Source organism: Tenacibaculum sp. TC6 (assembly GCF_050606265.1).
Classification (GTDB): domain Bacteria; phylum Bacteroidota; class Bacteroidia; order Flavobacteriales; family Flavobacteriaceae; genus Polaribacter.
In genome coordinates this window covers 152,323-177,564 of the sequence record NZ_JBOCUK010000001.1, presented here as the reverse complement: position 1 = coordinate 177,564, position 25,242 = coordinate 152,323, and the positions used below count along the sequence as shown (strand labels likewise).

The following is a 25,242-nucleotide window of genomic DNA, read 5'->3' as shown; positions in this document are numbered from 1 at the left end:
ACTAACGTGTTACTGTTCCGGTAATTGCAGCTACCGGACCTGCTCCCATTGAGAATGTTACATGGTCATTGGCATCTGCAGGTACTGTATGTGCTAATGGTTTTAAGGTAAAAGGATTAGTACTATTATCCGGATCTGGTTCAACAGAAATGACAACAGTTTTTCCTCTTAAATCTGTAGGAAAAGTTACACCGTCTGGTGCATTTTGTAAAAAATCTTCTCCCGGGTAACCTGGTCCATTGCCCATATCTCCTTTGAAAGGTGTTGTTGCAGCATTATCATCAGCTTGATCAACTGCTGTAAATGTTCCGGTACTTATGGCTTTACCGTCAATTACAACCCATCCTTCATATTTCCAACCTGCAGATAATGTTGGTAAGGTTAATCCTGTAGCCGGATTTCCACTAGCTAAATCTAAAAACCATATACCACTACGCTCATTGTTGTTCATACCATCTGTTGGCGTTGCTAAAATGTATTTTCCAGCTGCATTAGAAAAATCACCTACAATTCCTGAAGAAGAAATACTGGCAGTATTACTACTAAAATCTCCTGCTAAAATTTTGGTGTTTGCCGGAGCCGGATCAGAATCATTGGCAGGTTCAATGGTTAGCACAAACTTAGTGGCAGAATTTAACTGATTAATATTTACAGTAAACGAGGTTTTTGATAAGTTTCCGGAAGCATCAACCGTAAAAGTTCCTGTTGATACCGGAGCCCCGTTTACAATAATCCATCCTTCATATTTGTACTCTGCCCCTAAGTCTTCCAATCCATTAATATTTAGTGTCAAATCTGCTGTTGTTGGTACAACTGTATTATCATCATCATTACTACATGATGTGAATACTAAGGCTGATAATGCTAAAAAGCCTAAAATTGTTTTTCTCATTGTTTTTTGTTTTAAAGATTACTTTCAACAAAGTTATTTTAGACTTTTTTATTAAAATGTTAGCTAGCTTACACTTATGCTATTTTTTTTAATAATCTTAATTCTTTTCTGTTAAAATCAATTATTTTTTCTTGTTTTAACTCGTTCATTAAGGTATTAAGTGTAGGTCTGGAAGTTCCAATAAGTGTAGCAATATCTTTTTGTGTGTAAGGGTGTTTTATGATATGATCTCCTGTTTCATCACATTCATAGCCATAATCTTCGCAAAGTTCATTAAAAAACTCTAACAAGCGTGTTCTTGTGTCTTTATATAATAATAGTTGAAGCCTGCGTTCCAATTTTTTCATTCGTAAACCTATAAACTTATAAATCTTAAAACTAACGGATACATTATCTCGCATTAAAGAATACATCGTATCTTTTGATACCGGGCATATTAATGTTGAATTGTCTATAGATTGTGCAAATTCATTTCGTTTATCAATTCCTAAAATAGCTTTTTCACCAAAAATTTCACCTTTGGTAAGTATTGCTTTAATTACTTCTTCTCCTTCTTCTGTATAATATCCTATTTTTACTTTACCGCTATCAATTAAATAGATTTTGGTAGCAACATCTTCTTCAAAATAGATGTAATCGCTTTTTTTATATATATTTAATTCATGATCTTTTTTATATGCAGGATATTTATGCGGGCATAATATTTTAAATAGATTAATATCTTCAAAATACCAAATAGCACTCATAGTTCATAGTTTTAGAAGTTTTCTTGTACTATTTTGTCTGAAAAAAATGAGAAGCATTACAAAAAAAATAAGCTTCGGATATTCCGAAGCTTATTTTTTAATTTATAAAAACAAAATATTATAGCCTAAGCATTTTGTTTTTTGATTAAGTTTAAAGCAGATCCTTCTTTAAACCACTCTATTTGACCATTATTATACGTATGATTTGCTATAATTGTATCTTTTGATCCATCTGCGTGTACTACCTCAATAGTTAAAGGTTTACCTGGAGCAAACTGATCTAAATCTAAGAAGTTAAATGTATCATCTTCTTGAATTAAATCATAATCAGCCTCATTAGCAAATGTTAATCCTAACATTCCTTGCTTTTTAAGGTTTGTTTCGTGAATACGAGCAAATGATTTAACTAAAACAGCAGCTACTCCTAAGTGACGAGGCTCCATAGCAGCATGTTCACGAGAAGAACCTTCTCCATAGTTGTGATCTCCTACTACTATTGTTTTAATTCCATTAGCTTTGTATTCTCTTTGCACTTTAGGTACTGCATCATACTCACCTGTTAATTGATTTTTTACAAAATTAGTTTGCTTATTAAATGCATTAACAGCACCAATTAACATGTTGTTAGAAATGTTATCTAAATGACCTCGGTAACGTAACCAAGGACCTGCCATAGAAATATGGTCTGTAGTACATTTTCCGAAAGCTTTAATTAATAATTTAGCCCCTTCAATTTTATTACCTATTGGTTCAAACGGAGTTAAAATTTCTAAACGCTCTGAATCAGGATTTACAATAACTTCTACATTACTTCCATCTTCATTAGGAGCAATATAACCTGCATCTTCAACAGCAAATCCTTTGATAGGTAATTCCCATCCTGTTGGTTCGTCTAATTTAACCTCTTCACCGTTTTCGTTAATTAACGTATCTGTAATAGGGTTAAAATCTAAACGTCCGGCAATTGCAATAGCGGCTACCATTTCTGGTGAAGCTACGAATGCGTGAGTATTTGGGTTACCATCAGCTCTTTTAGCAAAGTTACGGTTGAAAGAGTGAACTATACTGTTTTTAGGAGCATTTTTAGGATCTTCATAACGTCCCCATTGTCCTATACAAGGTCCACAAGCATTGGTAAATATTTTAGCATCTAATTTTTCAAACACTTCTAAAATACCATCTCTATCAGCAGTATATCTAACTTGCTCAGAACCCGGATTGATTCCAAATTCTGCTTTTGTTTTTAATCCTTTATCGATTGCTTGTTGCGCAATTGATGCAGCACGTGATAAATCTTCATAAGATGAGTTTGTACATGAACCTATTAATCCCCACTCAACTTGTAAAGGCCAGTCATTAGTTTTAGCCTTTTCAGTCATATCTTTACCAGCTTCAGTAGCTAAATCCGGAGTAAATGGACCATTTAAATGTGGTTTTAACTCATCTAAGTTAATTTCAATAACTTGATCAAAATATAACTCTGGGTTAGCATATACTTCAGCATCAGCTGTTAAATAATCTTTTATTTTGTTTGCTTCATCAGCAACTTCATTTCTTCCGGTAGCTCTTAAGTAACGCTCCATAGATTCATCGTATCCAAATGTAGAAGTTGTAGCTCCAATTTCAGCTCCCATGTTACATATAGTTCCTTTACCTGTACATGACATTGCTGTAGCTCCTTCTCCAAAATATTCAACGATTGCACCAGTACCTCCTTTAACAGTTAAAATACCGGCTACTTTTAATATTACGTCTTTTGGAGCTGTCCATCCAGATAATTTACCTGTTAACTTCACTCCTATTAGTTTTGGAAATTTTAATTCCCAAGGCATACCAGCCATTACATCTACTGCATCAGCTCCACCTACACCAATCGCTACCATTCCTAATCCTCCTGCATTTACAGTATGAGAATCAGTACCAATCATCATTCCTCCAGGGAAAGCATAATTTTCTAAAACTACTTGGTGAATAATACCAGCTCCGGGTTTCCAAAATCCAATACCATATTTATTAGATACAGATTCTAAGAAATTAAATACTTCATTACTACTATTTAATGCTTCTTGTAAATCTTTATCAGCTCCTACTTTCGCTTGAATTAAATGATCACAGTGTACAGTTGTTGGTACCGCTACTTTATTTTTACCTGCTTGCATAAATTGTAATAATGCCATTTGAGCAGTTGCATCTTGACAAGCAATTCGGTCTGGGGCAAAATCAACATAATCTTTACCTCTTTCAAAAGCTTTTGTAGCTTTTCCGTCCCAAAGGTGTGTATATAATATTTTTTCTGCTAAGGTTAAAGGTTTACCGGTAATTTCACGAGCAGCATCTACTCTCTCCACTACTTTACTATAAACCCCTTTTATCATTTCAATATCGAAAGCCATATATAGTGTAATTTTGTTAATTTTTGTTATGCAAAAGTAATGATTTTACCTCTAATTTTAAAGATAAACAACAAAGCGTTGATATTAATAGAAATTATGTAAATTAAAATTAATAAAATAAGTATTTGTTAATTTTAAATAGATAAAATGTTAATTTTTTACGTAGTTTTAAATTGAGGTTTACAAGGTAACGTTTCTTAATAGTATGGTTTTTAGTAAATAAAAGTAGTTTAATCTAAAAAATAAAAAGCAGCTCAATAAGCCGGGTTCTGTATCCTTATAAAAAGGCTCTTATCATTTATCTAGTCTTAACATTACTATTAAGATCAATCTGCCTACCCCTTAGAATCGTGCGAGTAACACTCAATCTCTAATATACGTGGCATTTCACCGCATAGAGTTTACCTGGTTTCACTACAGCTTAACCTGTACATTCTTTCTGTTGCACTTGTCCTCAGTTTACACTGGACGGATGTTATCCGCTATGCTACTCTACGGTGCCCGGACTTTCCTACTTAATTAAATAAGTCGATAAGATAGAGCTGCTAATATTCTTTTATTGTCTTCCTTCATAAAAAAACCCACTCAAAAGATTGAGTGGGAAAATTGCTATGAAAAAGAAAAAGTATCTAGGACGTCTCCTAGACGCTACAAATATAAAAAACATTTTTTATATTTTTTAAAAATTTATTTCATTTTTTTATTAATTATTTTGTTTTACAGAAAGTAGCATTCCGTACAAAAGCCTATCAATATTTTTACTATTTAGACAAAAAGCATAAAAAAACCCACTCAAAAGATTGAGTGGGAAAATTGCTATGAAAAAGAAAAAGTATCTAGGACGTCTCCTAGATGTTACAAATATAAAAAATATTTTTTATGTATCTTAATTTTTAGATGTTTTTTAGCCTTTTTATTCACATAGAAATAACTATTATTTTTATAATATTCATTTTCAGTTTTTTATTAAAAATAAAAAACCACTCTTTTTCTGAGTGGCTTATAAAATTTTTAGATTTTTTTATTCTATTTATGAAAACATATCTTTCACTTTCTCAAAAAATGACTTGTCTGATTTTTGAGGGTTAGGATTAAAGTTTTCATCATTTAACATTTGTTCAAAAAACTTTCTTTGTTCTTTTGTTAATTCTTGTGGAGTCCAAACATTAACATGTATTAAGAAGTCTCCGGTACCGTAATGTTCTATACTAGGTAGCCCTTTTCCTTTTAAACGTAATATTTTACCCGATTGTGTTCCCGGGTCAATTTTTATTTTAACTTTTCCGTTTACAGTATCTATTTCTTTTGATGTTCCTAAAACTGCTTCAGAATAGCTTACATATAAATCGTAATGAATATTACTTCCTTCTCTTTTTAACGTTTCATGTGGTACTTCTTCTATTAAAACTAATAAGTCACCTGCTATAGAATTTTTACCCGGTGCTTCGTTACCTTTTCCTCCAACTTTTAATTGAACTCCTTCTGTAACCCCTTCAGGAATGTTAATAGATACGGTTTCTTCTTTAATAATCATTCCTTGAGCATCTGCTCCGGATGGTTTTTTATCTAAAATTTCTCCGGCTCCATGACATGTACCACAAGTAGTAGCTGTTTGCATTCTACCTAATATAGTATTGGTAACACGCATTTGTTGTCCGCTACCATTACAGGTTGAACATGTTTTATAAGTAACCCCGTCTGCCTGAATTTTTCTACGAACTTTAACTTTTTTCTCTACACCTTTAGCAATTTCTTCTAAGGTTAGTTTTACTCGTATACGTAAGTTGCTACCTTTAACTCTAGCTTGACGTTGACCTCCGCCAAAACCACCGAATCCGCCTCCAAACGCTCCTCCAAAGATATCACCAAATTGGCTGAATATATCATCCATATTCATACCGCCACCACCAAATCCGCCATGACCTCCTTCAAAAGCTGCATGACCATACTGATCATAACGTGCTTTTTTGTTTTCATCACTTAAGATTTCGTACGCTTCAGCCGCTAATTTGAATTTTTCTTCAGCATCTTTATTATCCGGGTTTTTATCCGGATGATATTTAATAGCCATTTTTCTATAGGCTTTTTTAATTTCTGCTTGTGATGCTGATTTTGTTATTCCTAATATTTCGTAATAATCTTGTTTCGCCATATTTGTGTCAATTGACAATTAACTATTAACAATTTCTAATTGGTAATTGATAATTGAATTATTAATTGTTTACGCTTGTCCCATAACTACTTTTGGGTAACGTATAATTTTATCACCTAATTTGTATCCTTTCTCCACACAATCAATAATTTTTCCTTTTAAATCATCTGAAGGTGCCGGTATTTGTGTTATAGCATCGTGAATTTCAGAATCAAAGTCATCACCTGCTTTCACGTCTATTTCTGTTAATCCTTTTTGAACTAATATGTTTTTAAACTTGGTATTAATAAGTTCCATTCCTTTTAATAGTTCCGTGTCTTCTGATTTTTTTATTTCTGCCAATCCTCTGTCAAAATCATCCATAATTGGCAGTAAAGCTGTCATTAATTCTTGACTGGCTGTTTTAAAGAGTTCGATTCTTTCTTTCATTGTACGTTTTTTGTAGTTTTCAAACTCTGCAAATAAACGTAAATACTTGTCCTTCTCTACTTGAAGTAAATCTTCTGTAGAAGGCTTTTCTTCTTCATTTTTTTCTGTGTTTTCCTGAGCTACTTCCGCAGTTTGTTCTAATTCGGAATTATCAATAGCATCCTTAATCTCGTCTTCTTTTGTATATTGATCTTTACTCATTTGTAAATCGTTTCTTTAATTTTTCATTATTTACTTTAGCAAGAATATTGCCAATACATAAATAATGACATATTGACATTAGATAAAAGCGTTGTATTTTTTTAACATTTTTTTTAGATTATAGTGTTTTATTTACCACTCGATTTTTATACTTTTAAAGAAATTTAACTAAAATATTAATTTAAAAGTCCCTCGTAAAACTATGAGAAAAAATTTTTTAAACATTTCGGGTGTTTCAATTTTATCAAAAGAACAACAAAAAAATTTAACTGGTGGTATTGCTATTGATCTTAGCAAATGTGGATGTGACTGTGCTGGAAGAGTAACAGGTCCTTTATACTGTCACCAATATTTTGCTTGTACACAAGAATATACTTGTCAAGAAGAAATGTAAAAGTTTAAAAAACTTTTTAAAAAGCTGTTACTTTTAGTAACAGCTTTTTTTATTTGTTATAGTTTACTCTACCTCAATCGTATTTACTTTTTGAGCTTTTTCAGGTATTTCAAAATTGGCTGTATCTATAAATGAGATATTTGACAGCTTAACTTCTCCAATAATTTTTTGGTATCCTTCTTTTAAAGACCATAAGTGAAAAGTCCAATGTGTTGCAATAGGTATCGTGTTTATTAATTGAAAGTCATTATATTTAATAGCGTGAGGTTCTTCTTCAGCTTTTTTCTTTCCTTTTCCAAATGTAACAATATAGGCTGCTCCATTAAGCATATTGTTTTTTGGATTTTTATAAATAATATACCAATCATCTGGAGCATCTCCTGTTCCTGCTTTAAAAGTTAGTTTTCCTGTTGGGATTTTCTTACTTCCCCATTTATTTTCATTAAAATCAGACCAAATAGTTCCTTCATCATTTAATTTATATGGTAAACCTAAAAAATAAGCCCAAGTAAAAATATCAAAACGAGCCGTAGCCATATCGCTATCTCTAATCCCTAAAGCAAATACTTCTTTACCATTAAAAATAATTTTTGACCCGTCTTCTTTTTCTATTTTGATTTTCCCTCCTCCAGGTTCTTGTGTTATCGTTCCTTTTAAATGTTGTTGTCCTCCAAAAACAATATCTATAGAATACCTAAGATATTTTTGACTCATAAAAACATCTTTATGATGTGCTTTTTCTATTGAGGTTATAAAATTTTGCGCTTTTTCCTGACTAAAAAGGATGGTTATTTGTAATAAGATAACCAGTGTCATGAATTTTTTCATTTTTTTTTACTTAAAATTTGAGTTTCTAGTGTCGTCAAAAAACTACAGTGCTTACAATTTTTATGCATCTTTTTTACAACAATGTTTTCTAAATAGCAAAAAGCCGAAAAATCTAAACTTTTCGGCTTTTATATTTTTTAAAGAAAGTATTTTAATTTTCTTCTATTCTCTCAATTTTAGCACCGATGGCACGTAAACGTCCTTCTATGTTTTCATATCCTCTATCGATTTGTTCAATATTATGGATAATACTTGTGCCTTTTGCGGATAAAGCTGCTATTAATAATGAAATACCGGCTCTTATATCCGGAGAAGTCATTTTTGTTGCTTTTAATTGGCTTTCAAAATCATGTCCTATAACTGTTGCTCTATGCGGATCACATAAAATAACTTTAGCTCCCATGTCGATCAACTTATCAACAAAGAACAAACGACTTTCAAACATTTTTTGATGGATCAACACTGTTCCTTTTGCTTGAGTTGCGACTACCAAAACGATGCTTAATAAATCTGGTGTGAATCCCGGCCAAGGGGCATCAGCAACCGTTAGTACAGAACCATCTATATAGTTTTGAATTTCATAGCTTTCTTGTTCAGGGATGTAGATATCATCTCCTTTTTTTTCTAGTTGAATTCCTAACTTTTTAAATACATTAGGAATTTGGCCTAAGTCTTTCCAACTTACATTTTTAATCGTTAATTCTGAACGTGTCATAGCAGCCATTCCTATCCAGCTTCCTATTTCAATCATGTCAGGTAAAATAGTATGCTCACATCCACCTAGCTGTTCAACTCCTTCTATAGTTAATAAATTAGATCCAACACCTGTAATTTTAGCTCCCATACTATTCAACATTTTTGATAATTGTTGAATATACGGTTCACAAGCTGCATTATATATAGTTGTTGTTCCTTTGGCTAATACGGCTGCCATTATAATATTAGCAGTACCGGTAACTGAAGCTTCATCAAGTAGCATATGAGTTCCTTGTAAACCATTATCAGCTTCTACTCCGTAAAAATATTCTTCTTTATTGTATCTAAACTTAGCTCCTAAATTTATAAATCCCTCAAAGTGAGTATCTAATCTACGTCTTCCTATTTTATCACCTCCGGGTCTTGGTATATACCCTTTTCCAAATCGGGCTAACAAAGGTCCTACAATCATAATAGAACCTCTTAAAGAGCTTCCATCTCTTTTAAAATCGGCACTTTCAAGATATTTTAAATTAATATCATCTGCTTGAAAGCTATAGGAATTGGGGGCTAATTTTTCAGTTTTTACTCCTAATTCTCCTAAAATGAAAATAAGTTTGTTAACATCAAGAATGTCAGGGATATTATTTATAATTACTTTTTCCGGTGTTAGCAATACTGCACAGATAACCTGTAAAGCTTCGTTTTTTGCTCCTTGGGGAGTTATTGAGCCTTTTAATTTATGACCACCTTCTATTTTAAATGATGCCATTTATTTTTTTCTGTTTTTCTTATTGATTGGTTTTGCTTTTTGCCCTTGATTGTTTCGCTTTCTTAATAGGTTTTTACTATCAGAAAGTTCTTCTTCTACACTTCTCATATCTATTTTTCCTCCGGACAATTCGTATAAATGGTCTAATATAACGGTATCTTCAACAGTATCTTTGTTCCAATTTAAATAGCATTTTTTCATATGATTAGCTATTGTAAATATTAAAGCTTCTTTCATGTCACCATCTTCCCATGTTAAGGCAACATCTATCATGGTTTGAATATTGGTTCCGTAAAAACGATATTTAGAAGCCGATTTTGGATAGTCTAATTTAGTAGGTTTTTCGGTTAGCTCTTCTTTTGATGGTGTTTCGTAGGGGGAATCTACATCTAACTTAAAGCTGGCCATAATATGAAGTTGATCCCATAATTTATGTTTAAAGTCAGGTACATCACGTAAATGAGGTTGTAAATTTCCCATTACATTAATTATTGCTTGTGCCATTGTGTTTCTTTCTTCTCTATCTTCTAATGCTACACAATGATTTACTAACTTTTGTATATGTCTTCCGTATTCTGGAATGATTAATGTTTCTCTCTCTGAGTTGTATTCTAAATCAAACATAATTTTCGTTTTTATGTTAACGCAAAATAGTAATAATAATTAATTACTTATCCTATTACTTTTAATTTTGCAAACTGTAATAATAATTTTTTCTTTCCTACTGTTCCAAATTCAATTTCAGCTTTTTTATTTGGCCCTTTTCCTTCTAAAGCTACTACTCTACCAGTACCAAATCTATTGTGCTCAACAATATTACCTACTATAATGTCTCCATCAAATAAGTTAATTTTAGCAGACGAGGTTTCTGATACTTTTTTTAATTTACTTTTTGGAGGAATACCAACACTTTTCTCTTTTTTATCTAAGAACTCTTTTCTTTTCTTTTGAATAGGTTTTTGAAAACGAATTTTAGAAGGTGAATCATCTTCAAATAAACTGGCATCAATAAATCTGTTAGCTACAGATTCCGGTACTTTGGGGGCTAAATATTCTACAAAGTTTTCATCTATTTCTTCTAAGAAACGGCTAGGTTCTCCATCTGTTAGTTTTCCCCAACGGTATCTTGTTTGTGCATATGTAAGATATGCCACTTTTTCAGCTCTGGTAAGTGCTACATAAAATAACCTTCTTTCTTCTTCCAATTCACTTCGGGTATTCATGCTCATTGCAGAAGGAAACAGGTTTTCTTCTAAACCAACAATATATACGTAAGGATATTCTAATCCTTTAGATAAGTGAATAGTCATTAACGATACTCTTGGCGTATCATCTTTTTCACTGTCAAAATCAGTAGCTAATGCAACATCTTCTAAAAAGGCTGTTAATGAAGCATCTTCACCGGTTTCAATTCTATCGGTAATAAAGTCTTTAATACCATTGAGTAATTCCTGAACGTTTTCAACCTTATTAATGCCTTCCGGAGTACCATCTTTTTGTAAATCACGTACTAATTGAGTTTGCTTTACCACTAAATCGGCTACTTCAAAGGCATTTTTGGTTTGTGCTTCAACTTGTAATCGTTGAATCATAATTAAAAAACCTTCCAGCTTACTTTTAGTTCCTTGTGTAAGCTTAATATCAACTTTATCAAGGTTTTGAATTATTTCAAAAATTGATTTTTTGTAATGGTTAGCGGCTACTACTAATCTATCAATGGTTGTTGCTCCAATTCCTCTGGCAGGATAATTAATAACACGAACTAACGCCTCTTCATCATTTGGATTGATGAGTAAACGAAGATAAGATAACAGATCTTTTATTTCTTTACGTTGGTAAAATGATATACCTCCGTAAATCTTGTATTTAATATCTTTCTTTCGTAAAGCATCTTCTATAGCTCTCGATTGGGCATTGGTTCTGTATAAAATAGCAAAGTCATTGTTTGTCAACTGATGATTCATTTGGTTTTCCCAAATAGATTGTGCTACAAAGCGTCCTTCTTCCCCATCAGATATTGAACGCATAATTTTTATACTTTCACCGGCTTCATTAGCGGTCCAAACTTCTTTATCTAATTTGGTTTTATTTTTATCAATAACACTATTTGCTGCCTCTACTATGTTTCCGGTTGAACGGTAATTTTGTTCAAGTTTGAAAGTTTTAGCATCTGAATAATCTCTTTGGAAATTTAAAATATTATTAATGTTTGCTCCACGGAAACTATAAATACTCTGAGAATCATCTCCCACCACACAAATATTTTGGAAACGATCTGCTAAAGCTCTAACAATTAAATATTGAGAATGGTTGGTATCTTGGTACTCATCTACCATTATATACCTAAATCTATCTTGATATTTAGCTAATACTTCCGGAAAACGAGCCAGTAATTCATTAGTACGTAATAGTAAGTCATCAAAATCCATTGCTCCTGATCTGAAACATCTATCTACATACTCTTTATAAATCTCTCCTATTTTTGGTCTGCTGGCTTGTAAATCAGCTTCCTGTAAATCTGAATTATTAAAATAAGCTCTAACAGTTATTAAACTGTTTTTAAAAGAAGAAATTCTGCTCAGAACTTGTTTAGGCTTATAGCGCTCTTTATCTAAGTTCATTTCTTTAATAATAGAAGTAATTAATCGAACAGCATCTTGCGTATCATAAATAGTAAAGTTAGAAGGGTATCCTAATTTATCTGCTTCTGCTCTTAAAATACGTGCAAAAACCGAGTGAAAAGTTCCCATCCATAAGTTTTTTGCTTCACTATACCCTACTACTGAAGCAATACGCTCTTTCATTTCACGCGCTGCTTTATTAGTAAACGTTAATGAAAGTATATTAAAAGAATCTACTCCTTGCTGCATTAAATGAGCAATTCTATAGGTTAATACACGGGTTTTTCCCGATCCTGCTCCTGCAATGATAATCATCGGTCCGTCTTTTTGTAAAACAGCCGCTCTCTGTGGTTCGTTAAGTTGCTCTAAATAAGTATTCAATGAAAATTAGATTGAAAGAATTTTTAGACTGGAAAATTAACCATTCTTTTAGGTTTTATAAAATATGTTGCCACTTTTTTATTCACAGTTTATTTTTTACTGTAAAAGCTCTTTTTTTTGTTTTTATATTTAGTTTTAATAAAGATTGTATATTAGCACTTGTTACAAGTTATAAATTAATCATGGAAGATAAAATAGTAGAAGGTTTGGCCTATGTTTTGCCTGCTTTAGTAACAGGGGGAGTTGCTTACTATATTTTAAGTGCCTTTATTAAACAGGATAATAATGAAAAGAAATTCGCTGCTTTATTAGAAAAGAAAAAAGAAAGTTTGCCTATTAAATTACAAGCGTATGAACGGATGTTATTATTTTGTGAACGTATTAACCCCGTTAAACTTTTAATTCGTGTTAACCCTATAGGCGATAAAACCGAAAGCTATTTACATTTACTTATTGCTAATATAGAACAAGAATTTGAACATAATTTAGTACAACAATTATATATTTCTGATGATAGTTGGAAAGCAGTTGTTGCTACCAAGTTAGCAATTATAGCTAAACTTAGAAAAATTTCTGAAACCTCTGAAACAGCTATTGAGCTTCGTGAAAAGGTTTTAATCAATTATACCAAAGAAGAAAATCCTACAGAAACTGTAGTAGCATTTTTGAAACAAGAAGTTAAAAAGCTTTTATAAAAAAGGACTCATTTGAGTCCTTTTTTTATTTCACTAACACCTTATATTCCCAAGGTTGTAAAGAAATTTCTTTATCACTTGGTTTATATTCTTGGTTTGAAAAATAGTCTTTATACGACTTATTGAGTTCTAAAGCTTGCGTTACAGGCGTAGATGATAGATTGGCAATAAATACTATTTCATCATCTCCTTTGTTTCTTTTGAAAAACAATACATTTTCATTTGACTTAAATCTTGTATAAGTTGCTGCATTTTTACCACCGTTAAGCGCTTTATTTTCAGCTTTTAAGTCACCTAACTTTTGTAAGAGTTTCCAAGCTTTTCCTTTGGTATGAGGAATTTCATCTTTTTCAAAAAACTTTAATCGGTGGTTTAATCCATATTCTTGACCCGAATAAATCAAAGGCATTCCCGGAGCTACATAACTTAACACGGTAAATACTTCCCAAGCATCTCCCATTCTTTCATTGACAGTTCCATTCCATGAATTTTCATCATGATTGGTTACAAAAGTCATTAAAATATCATTAGGCTCATATCGTGCTGAATCTTTGGTATACTTTTCATCCCATTCAGTTACACTCTTCTCCCCTTTTGCTATATGATTCATAGCATGATGTCTGTCCCAGCCATAAGCCATGTCAAAAAGATTTTCTTTTAAAAGCTCAGGTTCCCATGCTTCTGCTAACATAAAAACATTTTTTTTTGCACGAATTTGTGGTATTGCATCTTTCCAAAAATCGGTAGGTACTGAACCGGCTACATCACAACGAAAGCCATCAACACCTTCATTGGTTACCCAATATAACATGTCATTTACCATGGTTTTTCTCAGGTCTTTATTATCGTAATTCAAATCGGCTACATCTTGCCAACCTACCGGAGTTCCGTCTTCATTTAACGGATCGGTAATTTCACCTTGTGCATTTTTAGTATAAAACTCAGGATGTTCTTTAATCCAAGTATGATCCCAACCGGTATGATTAGGCACCCAATCTAAAATTACGTATATGTTATTTTCATGGGCTGTTTTTACTAATTTTCTAAAGTCCTCTATAGTACCAAATTCAGGGTTTATTTTTTTAAAATCAGACACTGCATAGTAACTCCCTAAGTACTTTTTACGTTCTTCTTCCGGAAATTCAGAAGCAAACTTATCGCCTGTTGCTTTTCGTTTTGCTTCAGAAATAGGAAAAACCGGCATTAACCAAATTATTTTTACTCCTAATTCTTTTAACTGCGGAATGTCTTTAGTGAATTCATTAAAGGTTCCTTCTTTTGAATATTGACGAATGTTAGCTTCATAAATGACAGCATTTTCCAGCTCTTCATCTGATAAAGCCATAGCAGTTTTAGGAACTGTTATCTTTTCTGTATCTTCTTTAACAGCTTTCTTACACGAAAGTGAAACAATTAGAAAGCTTAAAAATAATAGAGTTATTCTTTTCATCTATATCTAATGGATTATATGATTATACGTTACTTTTTTTCAATTAAAACGAGCTTGTAAGGACTGTCAATTTTTATGGTTCCTTGTACCACTTTGGTTGCTTGTCCAGAGTACCCATCGGTTACTTCTGTTCCGTCTTTAAAAACGGAAGAAACTTCTATTTCTTTAATTCCAAGGGGCATTTCTAACCCTATAATTACTTCATCTTTATAGTCTTTACTTTCAAAGGTTCTTTTAAAAGTATAAGGAGATATGGTAATTAGTTGGTGTTTTCCTGCACCAATTGCGGGGTGTTTTGCTCTAAATTGACCTAATTTTTGCCAGTGAGTTAACACTTTTTGTATGTTAGTTTCCTGTAATGTTTCCCAATTCATTGAAGAGCGTAAATTGGCATCTCCCTCTGCTCCTTCGATTTCTAAAGGACGCGCTATTTCATCTCCATAATAAATTTGAGAAGTTCCGGGAGTTAGTAAGAGTTTAGTAGCTGTTTCATGCGGTTTTATTCTTTTCGCATCAAAGGGAAGTCCATCATCGTGTGATGCCATATAGTTTAGGACTCCATAACCTTTTAAATTGTTGGTTAATAAACTGTCGTACTTTGAAAATAAATGCTCATAATCAGGTAATTCTTTAGCGTTCCATTTATACTCAAAGTTTATTAAACTGTTAAAAGCTTTGTCAAAATAGTTTACTTTTTTATCGCCAAAATTATAAAACGTTCCTCCGCTAATTCCATAGCCGTAAACTTCACCAACTAAATAAAAAGATTCTTCTAAAGTATGCTCAGGGTGTTGTTCTTTATAGTGTTCAAAAGCAGTATTACACACCTTTCTGAATTCTTGCCATACATTTTCTTCTACATGTTTAACAGTATCCACTCTATACCCATCTATTCCAAATTCTTCAATATAATCTGCTAACCATTTCATGATATAGAAACGCGGAGCTCTAGGGTATCCGGTTCTTTCAAAAAAATGATTTAATTCTTTTATTTCTTGTTCGTATCTACCTTCTTTTTGCCATTTTTCAACTAACATTTGGGGTAAAGCTACTTCATTATCACTTTCTGTCTTAATATCAGGGAGGTTTTTAACTAAGGTGCAGCTTATTGTATTTTCATAAGAATCGTATGTGCATTGCGGACTTGTACGCACCCATTCTGATGGCCAAACAGGATCTTGTTCTGTAACAGGACCTGTGTGATTTATAACGGCATCTAATAAAATCTTTATTCCTTTTTTATGAGCTGTTTTAACGAGTTCATGTAATTCTTCTTTGGTTCCGAAATTAGGATCTATTTGCGTCCAATCTTTCGTCCAATATCCATGAAAACCATAAGTTACTCCTGAACCTTCATTTACTTCTCCATGAATTTGTTCAACAATCGGAGTCATCCAAATAACATTAATTCCTAAATCTGTAAAATAACCTTCTTCAATTTTTTGCGTGATTCCTTTTAAATCTCCTCCTGTAAATCCTCTTAATTTTCCGGTTTTTTTATCTCGGTTAAAATTGATGTCATTACTTGGGTTTCCATTATGAAACCTATCCGTTAATAAAAAATATAGATTAGCACCTTCCCAAACAAAAGGTTGTTTTGCTTTTTCATTCAACTCCATATTTTTTGAAATTGTATTTTTTTTACAACTAACAATTAGCAGTAGTAATAGCAGAAAAATTGATATTCTTTTCATGTCTAAAATTTTAATTTAATTGTTTGGGTTGTTTTAGTATTCCAATGAGTTGGTATGGTTACTGTTTTTTTAGTTGAGTTCCAGGTTATGCCTACTTTTTTACCATTAATCGTTATGTTTTTAGGCACCATTGTTATGTTATGTATGACAAAAGTGTACTGTTTGTCTTGAGTCTGATATTGCTTTCCTATGTATGCATTCATTTTTATTTGTAAACAGTCATTTTTGTATTTGCTATTGAATGTAACTAATTCGTAAGCATCTTTTTCAAAAGCTTTGGCGGTTTTTCCGTCATCATTATACAATGTACGATTACTTGATTGCACTGTAGTATCATGATAGTAATGAATATCCAATACATTAGCATTGTATTGTTCTGTATTTTGAACTAAAGGAGCCATTGGAATAAAAGCTCCTGCTCTAACTAGCGTAGGAATACTATACTTTTTAGGAGATATAGACGGCTGTAATCCAGTGCCTACTACCCTTTCATCTCTATAGAAATCAAACCACACCGTTGATTTGGGAATGTAAACTTTATGTTTATGAGTCTCTTTTAAAATTTGCGGGCTTATTAAAAAATCGTTACCCCATAAATAAGTTGAGGCCAAAGTATCTGTTTCTTTGTTAGGAAACTCAAAAAATAAAGGACGCATTAAAGGGGTTCCTTTGGTGTGATTTTCATACACTAAATGATAATTATAAGGTAATAATTGGTATCGTAATTCAATGGCTTTTTCAGCCCTGCTTTTGGCTTCTTCTGATCTGAAAACAGGTTCAGAAGCTACTTCTTCTTGCGCATGAGGTCTGAATATGGGTTGAAAAACACCGTATTGTAACCAACGTACATACAACTCATCATCTAAATTAGCTCCTGCAAAACCACCTAAATCTGAATGCATGTATCCTAAGCCTTGCATTCCCATTTGTAACGCTATTTCCGGTTGTCTGTATAATCCGCCCCAAGTTCTGTTGACATCTCCTGACCAAGGTATCATACCATATCGTTGTGATCCGGAATATCCTGCTCGCATTAATATAAATGGGCGTGTTGTTGGAAATTTCTTTTGATAACCTTCAGCTACTAATCCGGCCCAATCATGTCCATAAATATTATGAACTTCATTTGCAGTACCTGTTGCGTGTTTAACCCAATCAGGATGAACTTCCGGTTCTCCTAAATCGCCCCAAACTCCTGCAACTCCTTTTTGGGCTAATTTTTCATATACAGACCAAAACCATTGTTTTCCTTCCGGTTTATAAATATCTATAATACCGGTGTTTCCAAAATAAAAGTCATATTTGGCAGGATTACCCTCAGAATCTTTAGCTAAAATATCTTTTTCAACGGCTTCCTTCCATTTAGTTGAAGTGGTTAATACAAAGGGTTCTGTTATAGTAATGGTTTTTACTCCTTTTTCTTTTAATCGTTTAATCATTCCTTCAAAATCAGGGAAAGAGTCTCTAAAAACTTCTAAATTACCCATAGTACCTTTGATGTCTTTACCAAACCAATATAAATCTAAAATGATAGCATCTACAGGAATTTGTTCATCTTGAAATTTTTGAATGGTATTTTCAACTTCTTTTTGAGAGTGATATCCAAATCTACTAGAGAAATTTCCTAATGCCCATCGGGGTATCATAGGTTGCTTTCCTGTTAGTTCGGTATAATTATCTATAACATCCATCCATGTTTTTCCGGCAATAACCTGATAGGTTTTTCGACCTGAAATGGTTTCATAAGTCAGTGTATTGTTCTTTTGACTATCTAAATCTAAAAAACCAATAGGAGCATTATCAAAATGAAGCATGTATTTTTTAGAAGAAATGACCACAGGCATCGTATAGTTCATTAATTCTGAATGCGTTTCATATCCATAGTGAGCCCTGTTATATAATTGTAATCGGTATCCTCTCCTATTCATTCCTAATGCTCTGGCTCCTCCTCCATATAAAACTTCATTCGGAGTAAGATTTAATTGAATGCTCTCTCCGTCTTTTTGTTGTGTATATCCTTCTTTTTCAGACGTTAATTCTTTTCCTTCATAGAAATAAGAAATTTTAAAAGGAGATTTTTGAATGTTTACTGTAATGCCTTGCTTAGCTTTAAAAGAAATGAATGTTTTTTCTTTTTCTAGTTTTGTTTTAATGTGTTTAGGAACTAAAACAACTGCATGTGATTTTTTTATGAATTTCTGACCTTCAGGAATAAACGTTGTTTCTACAATTTCCGGCGTATAAAATTGTATGCGATACGTACCGTCATTAACTTTTACAGTAAGTATATTTTCTTTATCCCATGTTACTTGGTTAACTATACGTTTAGTATTTTGACTCGTTATAGTTAATGAGCTAAGTAATAATAGTATTAGTAAATATCTTTTCATTAATAATTCTATCTTTAATTTTCAAGATCAGTTGTTAAAATAATACTTCCGTTTTGAGAAAGTTCTAAAAATTCATTCCAAACAACTGATTCATTTGTTATTATGTTTCTTAGGGATTTACCGGATAAACCAATTTCATGAAAACGAGCCAGGTTTAATCTGTAATTCTTATCATTTTTATTGATGATATGTATAACAGTTTCTTTTTCAAATTTTCTGAATAGTACATACACACCTTCTTCAGGGGCAAAATGAATAGTAGTTCCTTTATGAATAGCCTTGCTTTTTTTGCGGTAGTTTAACAGCTTCTTTACATATTCTTGCATTTCTTTTTGTTGCTCAGACAATCCTTTTCCTGTAAAAGCATTTACTGTATCGTTATTCCAACCTCCAGGAAAATCTGAACGAACCAACCCGTGGTCTCCCGGTTTTTCAAAATCATTCATCAAAATTTCTGTTCCGTAATACAATTGAGGAATTCTAGGTAAAACCAACAAGTAGCTTAAAGCAGCTTTTGTGTTTGTAAAATTACCTTTTAACTGTGTAAAAATTCTACTCATATCATGATTGTCAGGAAAAATCATAATGTTTTCAGGGGAAGCGTAATGAAAGTCATTTGCCAATCCTTCATACATTTTAATCAATCCTTTGTTCCAACCTTCTTCTTCGTTTAATGCTTCTACACTATTTTTTTGCATGGCAAAATCCATGGTAGATTTTAAATCAGATACATACCCGTCTTTATTAATAGCTCCTTTTTGCCAGTAACCAATTAATAACGGATTGTAACTCCACTCTTCACCTACAATTGTAAAATTAGGGTATTCATTCATAATTGACTGAGACCATTTTGCCATAAACTCTTTATCCGGATACGGATAGGTATCTTGTCTTATTCCTCCTAATTGCAACGTTTCTATCCACCAAATACTGTTTTGAATGATATAGTTTGCCATAAAAGGATTTCGCTGGTTTAAATCGGGCATTTCGGCAACAAACCATCCTTTTGTGTTGCGATTTTTGTCAAATGTTGAAGCGTAAATATCTTGATTGGTCGTTCTTCTATGGTTAGAAACAATTACATTTTTCCATGACCAAGTATCTTTATATTCTTCATATTGTTTTTGATAATTTAGCCAATCTTTAAAAGGCAAATCATTCATCCACCAATGGTACAAGCCACAATGATTTGCTACTTGATCCATGATTAATTTCATGTCTCTTTTTGCTAATTCTTGCGCTAATTTTTTATAGTCTTTTAAAGTTCCGAATCGTGGATCTACCTTATAATAATCTGTAATAGCATATCCATGATACGAACTTTCTTTCATATCATTTAGCAATAACGGAGTTGGCCACACAGTAGTAAACCCTAAATCTTTAATATACTCTATGTGATTTATAATTCCCTCAATATCACCTCCATGTCTCATATAGTCATGAGTCCTATCTACTTTTTGTTCTTTTAAACCTGCTATTTTATCATTAGCTATGTTACCATTTGAAAAACGATCCGGGGTAATTAAATAGATAGCATCAGTACTATCAAAACCCTTGTAGTCGTTAGCTGGTTGTATTCTTTTTTTTAATTCATAGTTATGTTTTTTCTCTTTTCCTTCCTTATCTTTAAAAGTAATAGTAAACGTTCCGGGTTTCGTATTCTTATGAATACTTAAATCAATAAATACATAATTTTCACTATCACCTTTAGTTACACTTGTAACTTTAACTCCTTCATAATTAATAGTTACTTCATAGTTAGCAATCCTATCTTCTTTTACTAATAATTGTAACCCAGTATTTTTAAATCCAATCCACCAATTTGGAGGCTCTACTCGTTCAATTTCAGCAAAAGATGTATCAGTCATTGTAGTTATAACTGTGTCTTGTTTCTTTTGATTTGAACAAGAGAAGCTTAAGAGTAAAATGATATATAGAATGTTTTTTTTCATAAAAAGAAGAATCCTCACAGCATTAAAGCTGTAAGGATTGTGTTGATTAAACTGTAATCAAATTATTAGGGGGAACAATAATTGTTTTGTTATTAACCAAGATTTCTAATTCTTTACTTCCTTCCAATTCAAATTGGGCGTCATCTTGGTATACAGATACTTTAAGTGTTTGACCTCTAAAGTTTACTTTAAATGAGTAGGCTTTCCATTGTTTTGGTATTTGCGGAGAAAAACTTAATACATTATTTTTTACTCGCATTCCGCCAAAACCTTCAACGATACTCATCCATGTACCTGCCATTGAGGTAATATGCAAGCCCTCTTCTACTTCCTTATTATAATCATCTAAATCTAAACGAGAAGTTCTTAGATAAAAAGTATAGGCTTGGTCCATTCTTCCTAATTTAGCAGCCTGAATACTATGAACACAAGGAGATAATGAACTTTCATGTACTGTATACGGTTCATAAAAATCAAAATGACGTTCTAATTCCTCTAGGGTAAAGTCATCTTCAAAAAAATAAAAACCTTGTAAAGTATCCGCTTGTTTTATATAAGGAGATCGCAAAATTCTATCCCAACTCCACTTTTGGTTGATAGGTCTGTGTGCTTTATCTAAATTAGCTACCGTAATTAATTCTTTATCTAAAAAACCATCTTGTTGTAAATACACATTATGCTCTTCAGAATACGGGTAGTACATATTTTCAGCTACCTCTTTCCATTTTGCTAATTCTGTATTTGTAAGTTGTGTTTTTTTGATGATTCTTTCGTAATCAGATGAATATTCCTGAGCTACTTTGCTTAAATTTTCCAACGCATATTCAATACACCATTTTGCTGCATAATTAGTGTACCAGTTATTATTAATATTATTTTCATATTCGTTAGGACCGGTAACCCCTAAAATAACGTATTGTTTTTTTTGTGCAGAATAACTGGCTCTTTGTTGCCAAAAACGAGCAATTCCTATCAATACTTCCAATCCTTTTTCAGGAATATAACTGTAATCACCTGTATAACGATAATAGTTAAAAACAGCAAAAGCTATAGCGGCATTTCTATGAATTTCCTGAAACGTAATTTCCCATTCATTATGACACTCTTCCCCATTCATGGTTACCATAGGATATAAAGCTGCACCGCCACTAAAACCTAATTTTTCAGCATTTTCTATGGCTCTTTCTAAATGATGATAACGATATTCTAATAAATTTCTGGCTACATTTTGCTCTTTTGTTGCCATATAAAATGGTAAGCAATAAGCTTCAGTATCCCAATACGTACTTCCTCCGTATTTTTCACCTGTAAAACCTTTAGGCCCTATATTTAAGCGTGCATCTGTACCTAAATAGGTTTGATTTAATTGAAAAATATTAAAACGAATACCTTGCTGCGCTTTTACGTCTCCGGAAATGGTAATATCTGCCGTATCCCAAATCTTTGCCCATGATTGTTTTTGAAGAGTCAATAAATCTTCAAAACCAAAATTAGTAGCTTGTTCAAGTACTGATTTAGCAGCTGGTATTAAGTTATTTCTATCATGATTTCTGTCAACAGTATACCCTGCAAACTTATATAACGTCGCTTTTTGATTCGGTTCTACCTGAACTTTATATGTAAATGATATTTTATTATCACTACTATTCTTAACCGGAATCTGATCGTTTTTATGGGAATCGACATATACTTTAGATTCCATAAAAGTACATACATGAAATGCTGTTTTCATGGTATGGGTATGAATAAAAGCTTGTTGTTCTTCAGAAGAAATACTTACTATTTCCCAAAACTTATCATCCCAATTACTGTCTTCATTGGTTATTCCTGCATCGATATAGGGTGAAAACTCAATAGTTGCCGACTGGTTTAAAGGGATTACAGAATATTCTATAGCGCCTATTTCATCTAAATGTAAACTTAAAAAACGTTTTGAACTTACTTTTACTTCCATGCCGGTTGGTAAGGTAGCTTGGAAACTTCTGGACAACCAACCTTCTTTCATGTTAAGTTCTCTTCTAAAATCGGTTACTTGTTTACAGGTAGCTAAATCTAACATTTCACCATTAATACTTATGTGAATTCCTATCCAGTTAGGAGCATTTAATACTTTTGCGAAATATTCAGGATATCCGTTTTTCCACCATCCAACTCTGGTTTTATCCGGGTAATATACCCCCGCAATATAACTTCCTTGAAATGTAGCTCCTGAATAATCTTCTTCAAAATTAGCTCTTTGTCCCATTGCACCGTTACCAATGCTAAAAAGACTTTCAGACGATTTTACTCTGCTTGTATCAAATCCTTCTTCTACAATACTCCACTCATTGGGGATGATATAATTCTGATTCATTTTTATTCTTTATTTTAAAAAAGAAAAGTTCTTTTCAATGTTGTTTGTTTCTATTACTATATTAAACACCTTATTTGTTAGTAGGCTGTTTTTACAATTGAGCTATGAATTGAAGATCTATTTCTGTAAAATCTTTGAAAACAAAATCTGCTTCATTTAAAATAGCAGTCTCTCCAATACCTATAGCTACCATGTTTGCATTTTTAGCAGCTTGAATGCCTGCTAAAGAATCTTCAAATACTACACAATTTTCAGGAGCTATGCCCAACTTTTGCGCAGCAGTTAAAAACACTTCCGGGTCTGGTTTTGCTTTAGTAACATCATTACCATCTACAATAGCATTGAATTGAGTAATTAAGTTTACTTTTTGAAGTATTGCTCTTGCATTTTTACTGGCAGATCCTAAAGCAACGGGAATTTTATTATCTGTTAAATAGGTTAGTATTTTTGGAACATCCGGCAAAATTTCGTGTGCATCCATTTGTGCTATGTAACTCAAGTAATCATCATTTTTCTTTCCCATGAGTTCCATAAATTTATCTTCTGAGATTACCTTATTTCCCCAGCTTAAAATTTTTTCTAATGATTTTACACGACTTACTCCTTTTAATTGTTCGTTTTGCTCGTGTGTAAAATCTATTCCTATATCATTTGCCAGTTTTTTCCAGGCTAAAAAATGATATTTAGCAGTGTCAACGATCACACCGTCTAAATCAAAAATAAATCCTCTCGTATTCATTATTCAGTTTCCGGCTGGTAAGTAATTGCGTTTTTGTTGGTAATTAAAAAGTTGCATAATCCGGCTATTATTAAGCTTAAACCGGCAACCATCATGGCATTTATAGCTTCTTCTCCAAATAGATTTGAAACAAAATTCACACCTCCTATGGCTGCTATAATTTGAGGAATAACAATAAACATGTTGAATATTCCCATGATAACTCCCATCTTTTTAGGATTTACAGAGCTTGATAGCATAGCATATGGCATTGACAAAATACTACCCCAAGAAAAACCTATTAAAATAAAAGATACTGTTAAGTATTCATGAGAAGGAATGTATTTCATAAGAATGAATCCTATTCCTCCTAGAATTAATGAAAACATATGTACATACTTTCTGTTAATTCTTCGTTTAGAGGTGTACATTACTAATAATAAAGCAAAAGCCATAGATGAAAGTCCGTAAACCCCCATATACGAGCCTACTGAATTGGAAGATTTTTGAAAAGCGGTATTAGCCGTATCAAAAGCTTCTTTTTGTTCAGGAATGCTCATATCATAATTTGCTTCTACCGGAGCAGGAGTATTAAATACATGTTCAGTAAGCGCCGGGTTGGCCATACTCCACATTGTAAAGAAAGCAAACCAGCTAAAAAACTGAATAACTCCCAGTCTTTTCATAGTTAAAGGCATACTTCCTATGTTGTTTACAATGTCTGAAATGAATTGATTTTTTTTAGCTTTTTCCTTTTCAAACTCTTCCATATCTTCCGGGGGGTATTCTGAAGTAGTAAAAATGGTATACAGAATGCTTAATAAAAAAACAAAAGCTCCAATAGCAAAAGCTATTTTTACAGACATAGGAACAACACCTGATTCAGCAGCATCACTTACACCTAGTTTAGAAACAAACCAAGGTAAATTACTTGCAACCCACGTACCTATTCCAATAATTAAAGTTTGTACAACAAAGCCGTATGAACGCTGTGAGTCCGGTAATTTATCAGCCACTAAAGCTCTGAAAGGCTCCATAGATATGTTTATAGACGCATCTAAAATCCATAAAAATCCGGCCGCTACCCATAAAGCAGAAGAATGAGGTACAAAAAACAATGCTAAAGAGCTTAGAATAGCTCCTAATAAAAAGTAAGGTCTTCTTCTTCCCCATTTAGGACTCCAAGTTCGATCACTCAAATAGCCTATGATAGGTTGTACAATTAACCCTGTTAAAGGAGCGGCAATCCATAAAAGAGGTATATCTTCTTTACCTGCACCTAACGTTTGAAAAATTCGTGACATGAAGCCTCCTTGTAAGGCGAATCCGAACTGAATTCCCAGAAACCCAAAACTCATATTCCAGATTTCCCAGAAATTTAATTTACGCTTGTTCATTATCGTAATTATTAGTTAATACTACGATAAGCGCTACGACTTATCTAACTTAATGCGTGGAAAGAAAATTATTGATAAGTCATTTTCA

The 25,242-nt window shown here is 32.6% G+C and carries 18 protein-coding genes and 1 other RNA gene; 2 read left to right on the top strand and 17 right to left on the bottom strand.

From position 1 onward, the window contains the following. Position 1: 1 nt before the first annotated feature. The 6 genes from ACQY1Q_RS00770 to ACQY1Q_RS00745 form a co-directional block, all read right to left on the bottom strand. On the bottom strand, positions 2-892 hold the full coding sequence (locus ACQY1Q_RS00770) for an anti-sigma factor (protein WP_431003366.1): 891 nt from the start codon (positions 890-892) through the stop codon (positions 2-4). Positions 893-966: 74 nt separating this feature from the next. Next, positions 967-1,638: a Crp/Fnr family transcriptional regulator gene (locus tag ACQY1Q_RS00765; protein WP_431003365.1), complete on the bottom strand. Its 672-nt coding sequence runs from the start codon at positions 1,636-1,638 to the stop codon at positions 967-969. 125 nt (positions 1,639-1,763) lie between these two features. After that, positions 1,764-4,031, bottom strand: a complete 2,268-nt coding sequence (locus ACQY1Q_RS00760) for an aconitate hydratase (protein ID WP_431003364.1) — start codon at positions 4,029-4,031, stop codon at positions 1,764-1,766. Between the two features lie 242 nt (positions 4,032-4,273). Beyond that, positions 4,274-4,580, bottom strand: an RNA gene (gene rnpB, locus ACQY1Q_RS00755) — RNase P RNA component class A. A 481-nt stretch (positions 4,581-5,061) separates the two neighbouring features. Then, a complete protein-coding gene (gene dnaJ, locus ACQY1Q_RS00750) occupies positions 5,062-6,183 on the bottom strand; it encodes a molecular chaperone DnaJ (RefSeq protein ID WP_431003363.1) in 1,122 nt (373 codons plus the stop codon). 69 nt (positions 6,184-6,252) lie between these two features. Then, positions 6,253-6,813, bottom strand: a complete 561-nt coding sequence (locus ACQY1Q_RS00745) for a nucleotide exchange factor GrpE (protein ID WP_431003362.1) — start codon at positions 6,811-6,813, stop codon at positions 6,253-6,255. A 202-nt stretch (positions 6,814-7,015) separates the two neighbouring features. Here ACQY1Q_RS00745 and ACQY1Q_RS00740 point away from each other — a divergent pair, with 202 nt between their 5' ends. Continuing rightward, positions 7,016-7,207 carry a hypothetical protein gene (locus ACQY1Q_RS00740; RefSeq protein WP_431003361.1) on the top strand — a complete coding sequence of 64 codons (192 nt, stop codon included), beginning with the start codon at positions 7,016-7,018 and terminating at the stop codon, positions 7,205-7,207. A 63-nt stretch (positions 7,208-7,270) separates the two neighbouring features. On the opposite strand, the gene ACQY1Q_RS00735 is transcribed toward ACQY1Q_RS00740, so the two are convergent. The 4 genes from ACQY1Q_RS00735 to ACQY1Q_RS00720 all read right to left on the bottom strand — a co-directional run bounded on the left by ACQY1Q_RS00735 (position 7,271) and on the right by ACQY1Q_RS00720 (position 12,505). Beyond that, positions 7,271-8,035 carry a DUF6503 family protein gene (locus ACQY1Q_RS00735; protein WP_431003360.1) on the bottom strand — a complete coding sequence of 255 codons (765 nt, stop codon included), beginning with the start codon at positions 8,033-8,035 and terminating at the stop codon, positions 7,271-7,273. A 151-nt stretch (positions 8,036-8,186) separates the two neighbouring features. Beyond that, positions 8,187-9,503 (bottom strand): UDP-N-acetylglucosamine 1-carboxyvinyltransferase, encoded by a 1,317-nt coding sequence (gene murA, locus ACQY1Q_RS00730; RefSeq protein ID WP_431003359.1) that lies wholly within the window; start codon positions 9,501-9,503, stop codon positions 8,187-8,189. Continuing rightward, positions 9,504-10,130, bottom strand: a complete 627-nt coding sequence (locus ACQY1Q_RS00725) for a DUF4290 domain-containing protein (RefSeq protein WP_431003512.1) — start codon at positions 10,128-10,130, stop codon at positions 9,504-9,506. A 44-nt stretch (positions 10,131-10,174) separates the two neighbouring features. Further along, on the bottom strand, positions 10,175-12,505 hold the full coding sequence (locus tag ACQY1Q_RS00720; protein ID WP_431003358.1) for an ATP-dependent helicase: 2,331 nt from the start codon (positions 12,503-12,505) through the stop codon (positions 10,175-10,177). Between the two features lie 182 nt (positions 12,506-12,687). Between ACQY1Q_RS00720 and ACQY1Q_RS00715 the strand changes: the two genes are divergently transcribed. Further along, a complete protein-coding gene (locus tag ACQY1Q_RS00715) occupies positions 12,688-13,200 on the top strand; it encodes a hypothetical protein (RefSeq protein ID WP_431003357.1) in 513 nt (170 codons plus the stop codon). Between the two features lie 25 nt (positions 13,201-13,225). Here ACQY1Q_RS00715 and ACQY1Q_RS00710 read toward each other — a convergent pair whose 3' ends face one another. The 7 genes from ACQY1Q_RS00710 to ACQY1Q_RS00680 all read right to left on the bottom strand — a co-directional run bounded on the left by ACQY1Q_RS00710 (position 13,226) and on the right by ACQY1Q_RS00680 (position 25,154). Next, the gene (locus ACQY1Q_RS00710) at positions 13,226-14,650 is read right to left on the bottom strand and encodes an alpha-amylase family glycosyl hydrolase (RefSeq protein ID WP_431003356.1); all 1,425 of its coding nucleotides are present in this window, start codon (positions 14,648-14,650) and stop codon (positions 13,226-13,228) included. Positions 14,651-14,679: 29 nt separating this feature from the next. After that, complete coding sequence (locus tag ACQY1Q_RS00705) at positions 14,680-16,344, bottom strand: alpha-amylase family glycosyl hydrolase (RefSeq protein WP_431003355.1); 1,665 nt, start codon at positions 16,342-16,344, stop codon at positions 14,680-14,682. A gap of 2 nt (positions 16,345-16,346) precedes the next feature. Continuing rightward, the gene (locus ACQY1Q_RS00700) at positions 16,347-18,734 is read right to left on the bottom strand and encodes a TIM-barrel domain-containing protein (protein ID WP_431003354.1); all 2,388 of its coding nucleotides are present in this window, start codon (positions 18,732-18,734) and stop codon (positions 16,347-16,349) included. Positions 18,735-18,748: 14 nt separating this feature from the next. Further along, a complete protein-coding gene (locus ACQY1Q_RS00695) occupies positions 18,749-20,602 on the bottom strand; it encodes a glycoside hydrolase family 13 protein (protein WP_431003353.1) in 1,854 nt (617 codons plus the stop codon). 130 nt (positions 20,603-20,732) lie between these two features. Next, complete coding sequence (locus ACQY1Q_RS00690) at positions 20,733-23,039, bottom strand: glycoside hydrolase family 65 protein (protein ID WP_431003352.1); 2,307 nt, start codon at positions 23,037-23,039, stop codon at positions 20,733-20,735. Positions 23,040-23,130: 91 nt separating this feature from the next. Continuing rightward, entirely contained in the window at positions 23,131-23,778 is a 648-nt protein-coding gene (gene pgmB / locus ACQY1Q_RS00685; protein ID WP_431003351.1) for a beta-phosphoglucomutase, read from the bottom strand. Beyond that, entirely contained in the window at positions 23,778-25,154 is a 1,377-nt protein-coding gene (locus ACQY1Q_RS00680) for an MFS transporter (RefSeq protein ID WP_431003350.1), read from the bottom strand. Before ACQY1Q_RS00680 ends, pgmB begins: the two co-directional genes overlap by 1 nt. Between the last annotated feature and the right edge of the window lie 88 nt (positions 25,155-25,242).

Bases quoted from the DNA above. Each gene is read 5' to 3' on its own strand.
- ACQY1Q_RS00740 (WP_431003361.1), top strand. From the start codon at position 7,016: ATGAGAAAAAATTTTTTAAACATTTCGGGTGTTTCAATTTTATCAAAA.
- ACQY1Q_RS00710 (WP_431003356.1), bottom strand. From the start codon at position 14,650: ATGAAAAGAATAACTCTATTATTTTTAAGCTTTCTAATTGTTTCACTT.
- pgmB (WP_431003351.1), bottom strand. From the start codon at position 23,778: ATGAATACGAGAGGATTTATTTTTGATTTAGACGGTGTGATCGTTGAC.
- ACQY1Q_RS00745 (WP_431003362.1), bottom strand. From the start codon at position 6,813: ATGAGTAAAGATCAATATACAAAAGAAGACGAGATTAAGGATGCTATT.
- dnaJ (WP_431003363.1), bottom strand. From the start codon at position 6,183: ATGGCGAAACAAGATTATTACGAAATATTAGGAATAACAAAATCAGCA.
- ACQY1Q_RS00695 (WP_431003353.1), bottom strand. From the start codon at position 20,602: ATGACTGATACATCTTTTGCTGAAATTGAACGAGTAGAGCCTCCAAAT.
- ACQY1Q_RS00705 (WP_431003355.1), bottom strand. From the start codon at position 16,344: ATGAAAAGAATATCAATTTTTCTGCTATTACTACTGCTAATTGTTAGT.
- murA (WP_431003359.1), bottom strand. From the start codon at position 9,503: ATGGCATCATTTAAAATAGAAGGTGGTCATAAATTAAAAGGCTCAATA.
- ACQY1Q_RS00690 (WP_431003352.1), bottom strand. From the start codon at position 23,039: ATGAATCAGAATTATATCATCCCCAATGAGTGGAGTATTGTAGAAGAA.
- ACQY1Q_RS00700 (WP_431003354.1), bottom strand. From the start codon at position 18,734: ATGAAAAGATATTTACTAATACTATTATTACTTAGCTCATTAACTATA.
- ACQY1Q_RS00715 (WP_431003357.1), top strand. From the start codon at position 12,688: ATGGAAGATAAAATAGTAGAAGGTTTGGCCTATGTTTTGCCTGCTTTA.
- ACQY1Q_RS00765 (WP_431003365.1), bottom strand. From the start codon at position 1,638: ATGAGTGCTATTTGGTATTTTGAAGATATTAATCTATTTAAAATATTA.
- ACQY1Q_RS00680 (WP_431003350.1), bottom strand. From the start codon at position 25,154: ATGAACAAGCGTAAATTAAATTTCTGGGAAATCTGGAATATGAGTTTT.
- ACQY1Q_RS00770 (WP_431003366.1), bottom strand. From the start codon at position 892: ATGAGAAAAACAATTTTAGGCTTTTTAGCATTATCAGCCTTAGTATTC.
- ACQY1Q_RS00735 (WP_431003360.1), bottom strand. From the start codon at position 8,035: ATGAAAAAATTCATGACACTGGTTATCTTATTACAAATAACCATCCTT.
- ACQY1Q_RS00760 (WP_431003364.1), bottom strand. From the start codon at position 4,031: ATGGCTTTCGATATTGAAATGATAAAAGGGGTTTATAGTAAAGTAGTG.